Consider the following 14,671-nt stretch of genomic DNA (forward strand, 5'->3'; position numbering starts at 1 on the left):
GGGTTCCCTCCGGCTCAGCCGTCCCCGGTGAGCTGGAACGTCCGCGCCATCTCGTCGAAGATCGGCTTGCTCTCCGCGAACTTGGCATCGGTGGCGGTCAGGTAGAACGAGTACGCCTTGCCGCCCTGCGCCACCCCCCGCCACACGCCGTGCCGCATCGAGTCGCCCTCGCCGCAGGTGTACTCGAATTCGGCGGCGGGCTTGCTGGCCAGCTCGGTCTCCACGGCGTTGACCTGGGCGTACGGCTTCACGCAGGACGTGCTCCGGGTCTTCAGGCCGTTCTCGGCCGTCTCTGCCCACCGGGCGGAGCTGCTGGACCACTTCTCGGTGATGATGCGGACCTTACGGCCGCTGTCCGCCGGGTCGATGTAGTCGGTGTACGAGCCGCCGGTGGCCTTCTTCCAGCCCTTCGGCACCATCACCTGGATCCCGCGGGCCGTGTGCTCCTGCATCTCGACCGTGGGGGCCGCCGGGGCGGCGGTGGTGGGCTGTGCCGCCGGGGCGCTCGGTGGTGCGTCGCCGCCGCCGGAGAGCGCCACCACGGTGAGCACCAGGACGACGACCAGACCGCCGGCCGCGGCGAGCTGCACCTTGCGCGGCCAGCCCTTGACCGTGGTGACGAGCTGGCCACCCGTGGCCCGGACCTTGTCCAGAGCGCTGCCGCCCGAAGCGGCGGGCGCGGTGGCCCAGGGTTGGCCGGTGCCCGGCACCGACCACTGGTTGCCGCCGCCGTAGGTGCCGCCGATGCGCTGGGTGGCCTCCGGTGCGCCGCCGTACCCGACCTGCTGGGTGGCGTCGGCCGCGTTGCCGTAGCTGACCCGCTGGGTGGCGTCGGGGTGCCCGCCGGCGTCCACCCGCTGGGTGGCGTCCGCGGTGCCGCCGTAGGTGCGCCCGGCCACCTGTCGACCGGGGGCCGGCATCGCGCCGGTCGGCGTGTGCAGCGGGCCGGCCAACGCGTCGGCGCTGGTCTCGTCGAGAGCGCCGGTGGTGGCGGCCGCGGGAGTTGCCTTGGGGCGCTCGCCCCGGCGCAGCGCGGCCAGCCGGTCGGTCAGGGACTCGCCCGGGGCCAGCATCGCCTTGCCGCCGATCTGGCTGTCCGGCTTCGGCTCCGGCTGGGCCGGCGGGAGGACGGGTACGGGTCGCTGCTGCACCGGCACCACGGCGTACGGGTCGGTGACCGAGTGCACCGCCGTCGCCGTGCTGCCCAGCGGGCCGGCGAGCAGCTCGCGAAGCATCGCCCGGGAGGTGTGCACGTCGAGCCGGCGGGCCGGGTCCTTCTCCAGCAGGCCCATCAGCACCCGGGTCAGCGGGCCGCTGCGCTGCGGCGGGGCGGGCGGGTCCTCCACCACGGCGTGCATGGTCTCGATCGGGTCGCCCTTGTCGAACGGGGGCCGCCCCTCGACGGCGGTGTAGAGCGTCACACCAAGCGAGAAGAGGTCGCTTGGCGGGCCGAACTCCTGGCCCATGGCCCGCTCGGGCGAGATGAAGTGCGGCGAGCCGAGCACCATGCCGGGGGTGGTGAGCTGCACGTCGGTCGGCATCCGGGCGACCCCGAAGTCGGTGAGCACGCAGCGGCCGTCGGTGCAGATCAGCACGTTTGCGGGCTTGACGTCACGGTGCAGTACGCCGATCGCGTGCGCGACCTCCAACGCGCCGAGCAGCGCGATGCCGATCTTGGCGACGGCGCGGGGCGCGACCGGGCCGTCCTCGATGACCATGTCGGCGAGGCTGCGGGCGTCCAGCAGCTCCATCACGATCCACGGCCGCCCGGCCTCGGTGACCACGTCGTACACCTGCACCACGGCCGGGTGCTGGATGGCGGCGGCGGCGCGGGCCTCGCGCAGGGTGCGCTCGTACATCGCGTCGCGGTCGCTGGGGGCCAGCCCCGGAGGCAGGACGACCTCCTTCACCGCCACGTCACGGCGGAGCAGCGTGTCTGTGGCGCGCCACACCGTGCCCATGCCGCCGTTACCCACCGACGACCGCAGCGAGTATCGGCCACCAATGGTGGTGCCGGGCGCCGCTCGGCCGTTGGCGGGACTGACTGGTCCGCCGCTCCACGTCGGGATCTGAGTCACAGAAAAGCCACCGGGGGAAATCGAGGGGGGCTGGGACACAACCCCCCTATCTTGCTGGTTCCGACGCCCGATGCGAAAGCCGACGCGACGGACGTTTGTCGAAGTCGACGGAACGTGCCCTGTCGTTCACCTGTTGTCGACCGGTCGAGACGCGCTGTGCGGTATCCCTCACCCGCCGACATGGCTGCGGCGGCCTACCATCCGGGGATGAACCAACGGCGGTCAAGCGAGTCCGGTTTCGAGATCAACGGTGTCTACACGGAAGCCGACCTTCCGGAAGACCTGGACTCCCGGCTCGGCAACCCCGGCGAGTTCCCGTACACCCGGGGTGTCTACCCCACCATGTACACCTCCCGCCCGTGGACCATGCGCCAGTACGCCGGCTTCGGCACCGCCACCGAGTCCAACGCGCGGTACCACCAGCTCCTGCGAGCCGGCACGATGGGCCTCTCGGTCGCGTTCGACCTGCCGACCCAGATGGGCTACGACTCCGACGACGCGATCGCGCACGGCGAGGTCGGCAAGGTGGGCGTCGCGATCGACTCCATCGAGGACATGCGGCTGCTCTTCGCCGACATCCCACTGGACAAGGTGTCCACCTCGATGACCATCAACGCGCCCGGTTCGGTGCTGCTGCTGCTCTACCAGCTCGTCGCCGAGGAGAACGGCGTGCCGGGCACGGCGCTCAACGGCACCATCCAGAACGACATCCTCAAGGAGTACATCGCCCGGGGGACGTACATCTTCCCGCCGAAGCCGTCGCTGCGCCTGGTGGCCGACACCTTCGCGTACTGCCGCAAGGAGGTGCCGAAGTGGAACACCATCTCCATCTCCGGCTACCACATGGCGGAGGCCGGCGCGACGCCCGCGCAGGAGATCGCGTTCACCCTCGCCAACGGCGTGGAGTACGTACGCGCGGCGTTGGCCGCCGGGCTGGCCGTCGACGACTTCGCGCCCCGGCTGTCGTTCTTCTTCGTGGCCCGCACCACGCTGCTGGAGGAGGTGGCGAAGTTCCGCGCCGCCCGGCGGATCTGGGCCCGGCTGATGCGGGACGACTTCGGCGCCAAGGATCCGAAGTCGATGATGCTGCGGTTCCACACCCAGACCGCAGGCGTGCAGCTCACCGCCCAGCAGCCGGAGGTGAACCTGGTCCGGGTGGCGGTGCAGGGGCTGGGCGCGGTGCTCGGCGGCACCCAGTCGCTGCACACCAACAGCTTCGACGAGGCGATCGCGCTGCCCACCGAGAAGGCGGCCCGGCTCGCACTGCGTACCCAGCAGGTGCTGGCCTACGAGACGGACCTGACCGCCACCGTCGACCCGTTCGCCGGCTCGTACGTGGTGGAGGCGATGACCGCCGAGATCGAGGCCGCCGCCGTCGAGTTGATGGAGCGGGTGACCGACCACGGTTCGGCGGTGGACGCGATCGAGGCCGGGTTCCAGAAGCGGGAGATCGAGCAGTCCGCGTACCGGATCGCCCAGGAGATCGACTCGGGGGAGCGGGTGGTGGTCGGGCTCAACCGGTTCACCGTGGACGAGGAGGAGCCGTACGAGCCACTGCGGGTCGACCCGTCGATCGAGGCGGCCCAGGCCGACCGGCTGGCCCGGCTGCGTTCCGAGCGGGACGCCGACGCGGTGGCGCGGGCGCTCGCCGATCTCCGCACCGCCGCCGAGGGCGCGGACAACGTGCTGTACCCGATGAAGGAGGCGCTGCGGGCCCGGGCGACCGTCGGTGAGGTCTGCGGGACGCTGCGCGAGGTGTGGGGGGTGTACCGGCCCACCGACCGCTTCTGAGCCGGCGGTCGCGGCTGCGCCTCGGGTCTGCGGTGTGTCCGACGGGTCGAGCGGGTACCCGGTCGGTCGAGGCCGGGACGCACACCGTGTGCGCCCGCGCCGTGTGGGTGCGTGTGAGCGTCCTTATCCGGCTCGTTGCGGAGTGTGGTCGGCTAATTGTCGGAGTGTCAGTTCATCACCCCGACTAATGCGACAATTTGGCAACGAGTCTCCGACTGGTGCCGGGATTCGCAACAGCCGTGATCGGTTACGCGTTGTAGGAGGTGAGGGGCTGATGACGGCGTTCGACCGTGATCTACCTGCTGTCCCCCGCCTTGACGAGCGCCCTCAGCAGGGCATACGTGACTCTGCGCGGTCTGATCACTACCGTAACGAGGTTGCGCAGCGTCACCGTCGGAGGTCTAGGCTGTCTGCTGTCCCCGATGATCCATCCATTCCTAGTGATCGAGAATTCGACGTGACGAGTGCGTTGACGCTGCCCACTGGTGGCCAGCTGGCGTCGTCCTGGCCGGAGACGCCACCCGGATCCCAGCCCCTGCCCCGTGAGCTGGACCACCTCCTCGCGCTCCGGGTACCGGGGCTCATCGCTACGCGCCGTCACCTCCACTCGCACCCCGAACTCTCCGGCACCGAGTTCGAGACGGCCGCGCTGATCGCCCGTGAGCTGTCGCTGGCCGGGCTGAACCCGCGTCTGCTACCCAAGGGCAACGGCGTGATCTGCGACGTCAACGGCAGGCCGGACGGCCCGGTCGTGGCGTTGCGCGCCGACATCGACGCGCTGCCGCTCGACGACCCCAAGGACGTCCCGTACCGGTCGACCGTGGAGGGCGTCTGCCACGCCTGCGGGCACGACGTGCACACCTCGATCCTGCTCGGCGTCGGCATGCTGCTGGCCCAGCTCGCCGACCTCGGCGAGCTGGACGGCCGGGTCCGGCTGATCTTCCAGCCGGCCGAGGAGATCCTGCCCTGCGGTTCGCTGGAGGTCATCGAGGCCGGTGGCCTGGACGACGTGGTGCAGATCTTCGCGCTGCACTGCGACCCGAACCTCCCGGTGGGCCAGGTCGGCCTGCGGGTCGGCCCGATCACCGCGGCCGCCGACAACGTGACCGTCCGACTCTCCGGCCCGGGCGGGCACACCGCCCGCCCGCACCTGACCGTCGACATGGTCGACGCGCTCGGTCGGCTGATCACCGAGGTGCCCGCCCTGGTCAGCCGCCGGGTGCCGGCCAACAGCGGCCTGCTGCTGGTCTTCGGCCACGCGTCGGCCGGCACCCGCTACAACGTCATCCCGTCCGAGGCGAGCGCCTCCGGCACCCTCCGGGTGATGGACCGTGACACCTGGGAGCAGGCTCCGAAGATCGTCGCTCAGGTGGTGCGGGACGTGATCGCACCGACCGGCGCGACCGTCGACCTGGAGTACCTGCGCGGTCGGCCGCCGGTGTGCAACGACGCCCGCGCCATCCAGGTGCTGACCGCCGCCACCACCGCCGCGCTCGGCCCGGACGGGGTCGCCGAGACACCGCAGAGCATGGGCGGCGAGGACTTCTCCTGGTACCTCGAGTACGTCCCCGGCGCCCTCGCCCGGCTCGGCGTCGGTCGCTCCGGGCCCAACGTCGACCTGCACCGGGCGAGCTTCGACGTGGACGAGCGGGCCATCCCGGCCGGCGTCCGGGTCATGGTGCAGACCGCGTTGCGGGCACTGGCGGCGGCGCGCTGACCGGCGCGACCAGAGCCGGGGCCTTGCGCCTGCGGCGCAGCACCACAAGCAACACCGCCACCGGTACGCCGAACGCCACCAGCCACGGCAGCAACGCGCCGAACACCGTGAGCAGCACGGTCATCGAGACGACGAACGCCTTCCAGCCGCCCCTGAGCCCGACCAGGAAGCCGGTCTCGGCCTTCTCCTCGGTGGCCTTCGCGGTCGGCCCGGCAAGCGACACGGTGATCGTGGAGAGGGCGGTGAGGTCGGCCAGGCGTCGCTTCTTGGCCTCCAGCGACGCCAGGTCGGCCTCCCGGCGACCCAACTCGTTCTCCAGCGACACCAGGTCGGTGATCGAGGTGGCGCGGGCCAGCAACCTGCGGGCGCTCTCCACCCGGGCCCGCTGACTGGTGATCCGGGCCTCCAGGTCGACGGTCTCCTCGGTGACGTCCTGAGTGTTGATCTCGCGGCTCTGCTGCCGGCCGAGCTTCGTGATCGCCTCCACCACGCCGGCGAACTCCGCCGCCGGAACTCGCAGCTCCAACTCCGCCACCGCGTCGTCGTCGGCACTGTGCCGCTGGTCCCCACCGACGAAGCCACCGGCCCGGGTGGCCACGGCGGCGGCCTCACGGGCGGCCGAGTCCACATCGTCCACCTGCACCCGCATCGTTCCGGTGTAGATGATCGCCCGCTGGTCGACCCGCAGGTCCGGCGCGCCGGCGCCGGCCCCCTCCGGTGCGTTCGCGGCGGCGTCCCGGCCCGCACCGCCGTTGGCCGGCGGCGCCTCGGCTGCCGAGCCGGCGGTGTCCTTCGCCCCGCTGTCGCCGGCACCGCATCCGGTCAGCGCCAGCGCCGCCGCAAGTGTCGTCGCCGCCAGCAGCGCGCCGCGCCGTCGTCCCACCTGTCCGTCCATCCCCGCTCCCATCGTCGTCAACCGGTGTGGCGATAGCTCGGACGCGACGCGCACACCGGCTGGTTCCGGCAGACTGCGCTGAGGACGTCACGATTCGATAATCGAGGAGTCACGATGCGGCTCACCAAGTACGCCCACTCCTGCCTCCGGGTGGAACACGACGGGGGAGTGCTCGTTGTCGACCCCGGGGTGTTCAGCGACACCGCGGCGGCGCTGGACGGTGCGGACGCGGTGCTGGTCACCCACGAACACCCCGACCACCTCGACCTGGCAGCGGTACGCCTCCAGCTCGACCGGCAGCCGTTCCCGATCCACGGGCCGGCCTCGCTCGCCGGGACCCTGGGCGACGCGGCCGACGTGCTGCGCCCGGTCGACGTCGGCGAGTCGTTCACCGCAGCCGGGGTGGCCGTGCGCGCGTACGGGGGGCGGCACGCCGTGATCCACCCCGACATCCCGGTCGTCGACAACCTCGGTTACCTCATCAACGACGTGGTCTACCACCCCGGCGACTCCCTGGTGGTGCCGGACGAGACACCCGTCGACACGCTCTTCGCGCCGGTCCACGCCCCCTGGTCGAAGTTCTCCGAGGTGGTCGACTTCATCCGCGCGGTCGCACCGCGGCGCGCGTACGCCCTGCACGACGCGTTGCTCAACGACAACGGGTTGGGCGTGCTCGACCGGCAGTACACCGCGCTGTCGCGCACCGAGTACCAGCGACTGGAGCCCGGTAGCCGGGTGGACGTCTGACCCGATGCCCGGCCTCTCCGCGGAGCTGGTGCAGCAGCTCTACCGCACCCCACCAGACCGGTTCGTGGCCGCCCGGGACGCCGCCGTGGCCGAAGCCCGCCGGGCCGGCGACCCGACCACCGCCCGACAACTGGCCCGGTTGCGTCGCCCGACGGTGGCCGCCTGGTTGGTGAACCTGCTCGCCATCCGCCGTCCGGAGTTGGTCGCCGATCTGGTGCAGCTCGCCGACGCCCTGCGCACCGCCCAGCGGGAGCTGCGCGGGCCCCGACTGCGGGAGCTGTCCGCGCAGCGCCGGGCGGTGGTGGGTGCCCTGGTCGCCGAGGTCCGCAAGCTCGCCGCGGCCGAGCCGGACGCGCCACCGGCGAGCCGGCTGCCCCTGGCCGAGGTGGAGGCGACGTTCAACGCGGCGTTCTCCGACGTCGAGGTGGCCGAGCAGGTGCGGGCGGGCCGCCTGCTGCGGGCGGCCAGCTACGCCGGCTTCGGTGAGGTGCCCAGGCCGCAACTGCGGTTGGTCACCGGCGACGACGAGGAGCAGGAGGAGGAACGCCCGGCCCGTCGACCGGGCGCGCAGCGGGGCCGTCCCGAGGCGGCACCCCGCACGGGCCGGGCGACCGACCGCGCCGAGGAACGGGCCGCCGAACGCGCCGAGCAGGCCGAACGGGCCGCGCAGCGGGCGGCCCGAGCCGAGCGGGCCCGGCGGCGTCGCGCCCTGGACCGGGAGCTGGCGAAGGCCCAGGCCGACCAGGAGCGGGCCGAGGCCGAGCTGACCGAGGCGACCGGGCAGGAGCGCGACGGCGCGGCCGTACTCGATGGTCTCGAGGCCGAGCTGGCCGACCTGGAGCGGCGGCGCGCGGTCGCCGAGCAGGATCTCAGCCGGGCCAAGCTGGCTCGGCGTGCCGCCGAGCGGGCGGTCACCGTGGCCCGGCGGCGTGCCGGCGAGGTCGAGGCGGCGGTCGAGGCACTGGCGGCCGAAGAGGGGGATGCGGACGCGGGCGGTGGCGCGGCAGACTGACCATCGATGGACGACGACGAGTGTGCGGACCGTACACGGCGAGTGGCGCCGGGCCGGCTCGTGGTCGTGCTCGACGGGCCGGCTCACCCGAGCGGCGCAGCGCGGTGACTCCGGAGCAGGTCGCCGCCGCAAGCAAGCCCGTCGTGCTCGACCTGGGCGACGCCTTCAGCCGGGACCCGACCACGATGCGCCGAGCCCGACTGCTCGGCATCTCCGGCTGGGCCTTCTACATCAGTGGCCGGGCCGGAGCCCTCGGCGACGTGCGGGCCGAGACGGCCGCCGCCGCCCTCGGTTTCATCGCCCCGGACGCGGTCGCCGACGGTTGGGACGCCGCGGCCCGGGTCGTCCCGCCGTTCGAGGTGGCCGCGGCGAGCCTCGCCGAGTGTTGCCGATGGGGGGCGCAGCAGCTCGGCCCCCTACCCGACACCGAGCGCCTGTCGGCGCTCGTCGAGCGGGCCGTGGTGGCGGCCGAAGCCAGCGGGATGCCGCTCTTCGCCGCGTGGCGGGCCATGCCCCTGCCTGATCTCTCCGCGGGGGCCCGCAGCGCCGCCGGGCTGCGGCTGCTCCGGGAACACTTCACCGGCGCCTACCTCCTGGCGGTACGCGCCGCCGGGATGAGCCCGCTGGAGGCCGTGCTGGCCGGGCCGGAGGGCGAGGCCGGCGCGGTGGCCTGTGGCTGGCCGCCGCCGTACCCGCCGATCGGGCCGCTGGTGCGACGCCGACTGTGGGCGGAGGCGGTGACCAACCGGCTGGCCGCGCCGGCGTTCACGGCCCTCGGCCCGGCCGACGGCGCGGAGTTGGTGGAGTTGCTGCACCGCATCCGGGCCGGCCTGGTCTGACCCTCTCCATCGGCCCGAAAATGGGCGGCGCCGGGGCCGAGCGGCTGCCAGGATCTTCTGCCGTGACCCTTCCCGCTGGTTGGACAACGCGCCGGCCCACCCTCGACGACGTGCCGGCGATCCTCGCGGTGGTGCACGCCGCCGACACCTTCGCGATCGGCCATCCGGACTTCGACGCCGAGGATGTCGCCGCGTCGCTGACCGCCCCGCACTTCGACCCGACCCGGGACTCCTGGCTGGCGATCGACCCGGACGACACGGTGGTCGGCTGGGCGACGGTGGACAACCCGACCGGGGTGGGCCGGGAGTTCGTGGAGGTCTACGTCGACCCGGTACGGGCCGCCACCGTCCGGGCGCCGCTGCTGGTCCGCCAACTGGACCGGGTCGCCGAGCGCGCCGCCGAGCGCGGGCTGCCGTCGCTCACCGTCCGTTGCGCGGTCTTCGCCCCGGAACGTGACTGGGAACACTCCTTGCGCACGCTCGGGTTCTCCCTCGTCAAGCGGTACGTCCGGATGAGCCGGCCGTTGGACGACCTGCCCGACGAGCCGGCCGCGCCATCGGCCGTGACGGTCCGTCCGGTCCGCCCGGACGACGAGACCGATCTGGTGGAGTTCCACCGGATCTACGAGGCCGCCTTCGGCAACACCCCGGACCACGAACCGCTGTCGTACGAGCGGTGGCGGGCCCGGATCGGTGACCTGACCGCCTGGGACGAGTGGTTCGTCGCCGAGGTCGACGGGGTGCCGGTCGGCGCGTTGCAGTCCTCGGACCAGGCGCTCGACCAGCAGTCGGGCTGGGTGAAGAGTCTGTCGGTGCGGTCCGCGTACCGTCGCCGGGGTGTGGGGGCGGCGTTGCTGCGCCGCGCCTTCGCCCGCTATGCCGAGAAGGGGCGGCGGTCGGTCGGCCTGGGCGTCGACCTCACCAACCCGACCGCCCCGCTGTCGCTCTACCGATCGGTCGGCCTGCGGGAGACCCGGTGGACCGACATGTACGAACGTGTCGTTCCGGCGGCCGGTGTGTGATTGACGACCCTCATGCGGCCCGACCGTCGCTCCGCTCGACAGCGGTAGCAGACTGGAGGGGTGCGATACGCGCTGCTACGCCGACGCGGTGCCGGTGGGGCGGGCCCGCAGCTCGGTGACGTAGTCGTCCGGGGCGCCCGCCTTCTCGGCGGCGTTCGCGATCTCCGACAGGTACCACGAGGTGGGCAGGCCACCCTCGTACCCGTTGAAGACGTAGATCCACGCGGTCACGTCGCCGTCGAGGGTGGAGACCCGCACGTGCAGCTTGCGGTACGTGCCGGCGGTCACCCCCTCGATCTCGTCGAGCTGGCCGGCGTCGTACGGGTGGATGTCGTAGAGCGCCACGAAGACCCGGTCGCCGGGCGACTCGACGAGGGTGCTCACCGCACCCTCCCAGCCGATCACGTCCGCCCCGGCGAAGGTCAGCCGCCAGCCCTCCAGCCAGCCGGTGCCCACCATCGGCGAATGCGGACAGTAGGCGCGCATCCGGGCGGGATCGAGATTTGAGCCGTAGGCGGCGTGATGACGCACGGCGATGACGATAGCCCGGCCGACGGGTGGGGGAGAATACGACAGTGCGTGTCGAATGCGCTCGGGAGAAGAAAGTCACTGTGAGCATGGACGAAGGGCGAACGCTGTGAGCCGGATCGTGATCATCGGCGGGGGGCCGGCCGGGTACGAGGCGGCACTCGTCGCCGCCCAGCTCGACGCCGATGTCACAGTGGTGGAGGCGGACGGCGCGGGCGGTGCCTGCGTACTCTCCGACTGCGTGCCCTCGAAGACCTTCATCGCCAGCTCGGGGGTGGTCACCGGCTACCGCGACACCGAGGAGTTCGGGGTCCACTCGGACGGCCTGGAGGCGGTCACCGTCGACGCGCGGGCGGTGCACGAGCGGGTCAAGCGGCTGGCCCTGGCGCAGTCCGCGGACATCCACGCCAAGCTGCTGAAGGCGGGGGTCACCTTCGTGGCCGGCACCGCCCGGCTCGGTGAGGACTCCCTCGGGCACACCCACCGGGTCGTCGTCACCCCCGCCGACGGCGGGGAGGAATACTCGATCGACGCGTCCACCGTGCTGGTGGCCACCGGCTCGACACCCCGCCAGCTGCCCACCGCCGTACCTGACGGTGAGCGCATCCTGACCTGGCGACAGGTTTACGACCTGCCGGAGCTGCCCGAGCACCTGATCGTGGTCGGGTCCGGCGTGACCGGCGCCGAGTTCGCGAGCGCGTACCTGGCGATGGGGGTCGAGGTGACCCTGGTCTCCAGCCGGGACCGGGTGATGCCGCACGAGGACGCCGACGCCGCGTCCGCAATCGAGCGGGTGTTCCGCAACCGGGGCATGGAGATCCTCAACAACTCCCGGGCCGACGCGGTCCGGCGTACCGCCGACGGTGTCGAGGTGGAACTCTCCGACGGCCGTAGGGTGACCGGCTCGCACGCGCTGATCACCGTCGGTTCGATCCCGAACACGGCCAACCTGGGCCTCGCCGAGTACGGGGTGGAGCTGGGCCGGGGCGGCTACGTGACAGTCGACCGGGCTTCCCGGACCAACGTGCCGGGCATCTACGCCGCCGGCGACTGCACCGGAGTCCTGCTGCTGGCGAGTGTCGCCGCCATGCAGGGCCGGATCGCCATGTGGCACGCGCTCGGCGAGGCGGTCCGCCCGCTGCGACTGCGTACCGTCGCGGCGAACGTCTTCACTGATCCGGAGCTGGCCACCGTGGGTGTCTCGCAGGACGAGGTGGACGCGGGCAAGGTGCCGGCCCGGCAGGTGATGCTGCCGCTGTCGGGCAACGCCCGGGCCAAGATGGACGACCTCTCCGACGGTTTCGTGAAGCTGTTCTGCCGGCCCGCCAGCGGTCAGGTGATCGGTGGTGTGGTGGTCGCCCCGAAGGCCAGCGAGCTGATCCTGCCGATCACCATGGCGGTGGAGAACAACCTCACCGTCAACGAGCTGGCCCAGACCATCACCATCTACCCGAGCCTCTCCGGCTCGATCACCGAGGCGGCCCGCCAGCTCATGCTGCACGAGTTGGAGTGAGGCCCTCGCGGGGCCGGCCGTCCTCGTCGATCATGGAGTTGTGGTGGCCGCTCTAGGCTGCCACGCCCCTTTTGTGAGGCACCACAACCGCATGATCGACGCGCGCAGGCCGAGGTCGGGGTCGGGTCAGGGTTGTTGCGATCGTTGCCAGGACCGCCACCTCGGCGAGGATCAGGAGGCGTTCGGCCAGGCCGATGAGCATCCGGTCGCCCGGGTAGGCGGACCAGATCATCGCCGCCGCCAGGGCCAGGCTCAGCAGGACCAGGGCGCGTAGCGTCCGGGCAGCGGGCGTCAGGTCGGGTCGGCGGGCGAGCAGCCAACCGGCCACCGGCAACGCCAGGAAGGCGACCACCGACGCGTACCGGTGCAGGTAGGCGGCGGTGGTCATGGCGGTGCCCGGCTCGTTCGTCGGGACCACGGCGGCCAGTAGCAGCCCACCCACCCACGCGCCGAGCAGCAGTTCGGCCGTTCGGCCGGAGCGCGGTCGGGGCGGCCCGACGTGGCGCAACCCGTACAGCAGCGCCACCGAGGACAGCGCCAGCACCACCATGGCGACGTCGATGACGCCGCCGCGGTCGGAGACCGCGAAGTCGCTGATGGTCAGCGCCCACGGGTTGAGGTCGTCGTTGACTTCGAGGTGGCCGATCACGGTGAGCAGCGCCGCCAGGGCGATCCCGCCCAGGGCCAGCAGGCCGGTACTCCGGGTTCCAGGCATGCCTCAGCCTGTCGCCGTGGACACCCCAGCCGAATCGGGGACGCCCACGGAATTAACCCCCCGGGACCACCCCTAGAGGCTCGTCGGGTCAAGCGACGTTCAGCTGGATGTTTCCGATGCGGGCGACGACGTCGAGGTGACCGCCCAGGCCGGTGACGTAGGCTCGGAGCGATTCCAGGCTGGTGTGCTCGCCGTTCTCGATCTGGCTGATTCTGGCCTGCGTCAGCCCTGCCGCATCGGCCAGCTGCACCTGTGTCATACCCAGGTGCTTGCGGATCTCTGCCAGCTGTGCCCCGCTCACCGACGCCAACATCTGTGCACGGTGCTCGGCCCGCCGGGAAACCCGGTCCGGGTCCTCCCAGGACGAATCGAGCTCGCGGGCCTTCGCCTTGACGTCCTGCCAGTCGGCTCCACCGGTCATCTCTGTGTTTCCCTCAGCCTGGAGAGGTGCTCCTGAAACCGGTCGTCCGCCAACGGGACCGCGGTCTTGTACCAAGTCTGCCACTGACCTGACTTGTCGCCAGCGACCAAGAAAACAGCTTCTCGAACTGGATCAAATGCGAAAATCATGCGGACCTCCGTGGAGCCGGCTGACCCAGGTCGCAACTCCTTCATGTGGTGGAAGACGCTGCCCTTGAGGCGGTCAACCAGGGGGCGCCCGAGTGCCGGCCCGTGTTCGGCGAGGAGGTCGATGGCTTCGCTGACGAGGTCGGCACTGGCGGGGTCCGTCTTGCAAAGGTCGAGGAACCATCCCTCGACCTCGGGGTGAAGTCTGACGTCCCACATGCTGTCAATATAAGTGCAGCTTATACCCGCAGGCCCGGCGACACTCAGTCGATGGGGACGTCGACCGCGGCGACCGCGGCGGCGGCGCGGGCGTGGCGGGCGCTCACAAGCGTCATCGCCCACCCTGCTGCGGCGAAGCCGGCCGCCGCGGCGGTGGCGATGATGGCCAGCCGCCAGGCCGACTCGGTCAGTGCGGTGCCGCCCAGGTGCCCGACCAGCGCGCCGTAGGTGGCCCAGCCCAGCGCGGCGATGGCCTCGTAGAGCACGAACAGGCGGTACGGGTAGCGGCTGCGCCCGGCCGAGAAGCAGGCGGCCATCCGGCCGCCGGGCACGAACCGGCAGAGCAGGATGACGAGCGGCCCGGGTTGTCGCAGCCCCTGGGTCACTCGGCTGGCCATCCGCCGGGCGCGGCTCAGTTCGGCGTGCCGGGGTGGCCGGCGGTCCGGCGCGCTGCGCCCCAGCAGATAGCAGACCAGATCGCCGGCGAAGACGCCGAGTGCGCCGACGGCGATCGTGATCGGCAGGCTGAGCCCGCCGTACACGGTGAGCGCACCACTGGTGATCATGACGATCTGGGTGGGGATCACCGGCACGAAGGCGTCCGCGATCAGCAGGGCGAGCAGCACCAGATACGCCCACGTCGGCGACGCGACGTCAGTCAGTAGTTCGGGCACGCCTGCCACCTCGCCGGATGCGGCCGATTGGGTGTCTTGAGCCTGACGTCGTGTCCGGCGTCACGGTGGACGGCCCCGGCCCGTCGTGACCGTCGACACGACTGGGCCACCCGCTTACAACGAGGCTGGTCGCTGTCGAGTGACGGGTTCGGAGGCTGGCCCACGGCCCACGGGCGGGCGGCAGAACGGCGTTCGTCGGCGTACCGTTGTCGGCGCGGCCATGCCCGTCGGGTCCCCCGTTCCTGACGATTCGGCCGCCAGGGCCGCCGGCGGGTCCCGCGCCGGCGGCCCACCCCTCCGCCGCAAATCCAGGTGCGTCCCCGCTCGTCGCGGGAGTACGGTCGCTGTATGCGC

Annotated in this window: 14 protein-coding genes; 7 read left to right on the forward strand and 7 right to left on the reverse strand. The window is 71.9% G+C overall.

Annotated features, from left to right (window positions below; all coding sequences use genetic code 11):
• Window positions 1-14: 14 nt before the first annotated feature.
• Window positions 15-2,078 carry a serine/threonine-protein kinase gene (locus tag ACWER9_RS17880; protein ID WP_452302875.1) on the reverse strand — a complete coding sequence of 688 codons (2,064 nt, stop codon included), beginning with the start codon at window positions 2,076-2,078 and terminating at the stop codon, window positions 15-17.
• 207 nt (window positions 2,079-2,285) lie between these two features.
• Between ACWER9_RS17880 and ACWER9_RS17885 the strand changes: the two genes are divergently transcribed.
• Both ACWER9_RS17885 and ACWER9_RS17890 read left to right on the forward strand, forming a co-directional pair.
• Window positions 2,286-3,869 carry an acyl-CoA mutase large subunit family protein gene (locus ACWER9_RS17885; RefSeq protein WP_452302876.1) on the forward strand — a complete coding sequence of 528 codons (1,584 nt, stop codon included), beginning with the start codon at window positions 2,286-2,288 and terminating at the stop codon, window positions 3,867-3,869.
• Window positions 3,870-4,326: 457 nt separating this feature from the next.
• Window positions 4,327-5,586 carry an amidohydrolase gene (locus tag ACWER9_RS17890; RefSeq protein ID WP_452302877.1) on the forward strand — a complete coding sequence of 420 codons (1,260 nt, stop codon included), beginning with the start codon at window positions 4,327-4,329 and terminating at the stop codon, window positions 5,584-5,586.
• Here ACWER9_RS17890 and ACWER9_RS17895 read toward each other — a convergent pair.
• Window positions 5,543-6,502, reverse strand: a complete 960-nt coding sequence (locus ACWER9_RS17895; RefSeq protein ID WP_452302878.1) for a DUF4349 domain-containing protein — start codon at window positions 6,500-6,502, stop codon at window positions 5,543-5,545. The two genes, ACWER9_RS17890 and ACWER9_RS17895, sit on opposite strands and share 44 nt — an antisense overlap.
• Window positions 6,503-6,595: 93 nt before the next feature.
• Here ACWER9_RS17895 and ACWER9_RS17900 point away from each other — a divergent pair, with 93 nt between their 5' ends.
• The 4 genes from ACWER9_RS17900 (at window position 6,596) to ACWER9_RS17915 (ending at window position 10,101) form a co-directional block, all read left to right on the forward strand.
• Window positions 6,596-7,228 (forward strand): MBL fold metallo-hydrolase, encoded by a 633-nt coding sequence (locus tag ACWER9_RS17900; protein WP_452302879.1) that lies wholly within the window; start codon window positions 6,596-6,598, stop codon window positions 7,226-7,228.
• A gap of 4 nt (window positions 7,229-7,232) precedes the next feature.
• Entirely contained in the window at window positions 7,233-8,240 is a 1,008-nt protein-coding gene (locus ACWER9_RS17905; protein WP_452302880.1) for a hypothetical protein, read from the forward strand.
• Between the two features lie 104 nt (window positions 8,241-8,344).
• Window positions 8,345-9,079 carry an SCO6745 family protein gene (locus ACWER9_RS17910; RefSeq protein WP_452302921.1) on the forward strand — a complete coding sequence of 245 codons (735 nt, stop codon included), beginning with the start codon at window positions 8,345-8,347 and terminating at the stop codon, window positions 9,077-9,079.
• A gap of 62 nt (window positions 9,080-9,141) precedes the next feature.
• Window positions 9,142-10,101, forward strand: coding sequence for a GNAT family N-acetyltransferase (locus tag ACWER9_RS17915; protein WP_452302881.1), 960 nt, complete (start codon window positions 9,142-9,144; stop codon window positions 10,099-10,101).
• Window positions 10,102-10,176: 75 nt separating this feature from the next.
• On the opposite strand, the gene ACWER9_RS17920 is transcribed toward ACWER9_RS17915, so the two are convergent.
• Window positions 10,177-10,632, reverse strand: coding sequence for a gamma-glutamylcyclotransferase (locus ACWER9_RS17920; protein ID WP_112588201.1), 456 nt, complete (start codon window positions 10,630-10,632; stop codon window positions 10,177-10,179).
• A gap of 106 nt (window positions 10,633-10,738) precedes the next feature.
• Between ACWER9_RS17920 and ACWER9_RS17925 the strand changes: the two genes are divergently transcribed.
• Entirely contained in the window at window positions 10,739-12,142 is a 1,404-nt protein-coding gene (locus ACWER9_RS17925; RefSeq protein WP_452302882.1) for an NAD(P)H-quinone dehydrogenase, read from the forward strand.
• Window positions 12,143-12,194: 52 nt separating this feature from the next.
• Here the strand turns inward: ACWER9_RS17925 and ACWER9_RS17930 are convergent, their stop codons facing one another.
• From ACWER9_RS17930 to ACWER9_RS17945, 4 genes are all read right to left on the reverse strand, one after another.
• The gene (locus ACWER9_RS17930; protein ID WP_452302883.1) at window positions 12,195-12,857 is read right to left on the reverse strand and encodes a DUF998 domain-containing protein; all 663 of its coding nucleotides are present in this window, start codon (window positions 12,855-12,857) and stop codon (window positions 12,195-12,197) included.
• An 88-nt stretch (window positions 12,858-12,945) separates the two neighbouring features.
• Window positions 12,946-13,278 carry a helix-turn-helix domain-containing protein gene (locus ACWER9_RS17935; RefSeq protein WP_452302884.1) on the reverse strand — a complete coding sequence of 111 codons (333 nt, stop codon included), beginning with the start codon at window positions 13,276-13,278 and terminating at the stop codon, window positions 12,946-12,948.
• The gene (locus tag ACWER9_RS17940) at window positions 13,275-13,643 is read right to left on the reverse strand and encodes a type II toxin-antitoxin system RelE/ParE family toxin (protein ID WP_452302885.1); all 369 of its coding nucleotides are present in this window, start codon (window positions 13,641-13,643) and stop codon (window positions 13,275-13,277) included. The genes ACWER9_RS17935 and ACWER9_RS17940 overlap by 4 nt, the downstream gene beginning before the upstream one ends.
• A 44-nt stretch (window positions 13,644-13,687) precedes the next feature.
• A complete protein-coding gene (locus tag ACWER9_RS17945; protein ID WP_452302886.1) occupies window positions 13,688-14,317 on the reverse strand; it encodes a DedA family protein in 630 nt (209 codons plus the stop codon).
• Between the last annotated feature and the right edge of the window lie 354 nt (window positions 14,318-14,671).

It is taken from the genome of Micromonospora sp. NPDC003944 (assembly GCF_053605225.1).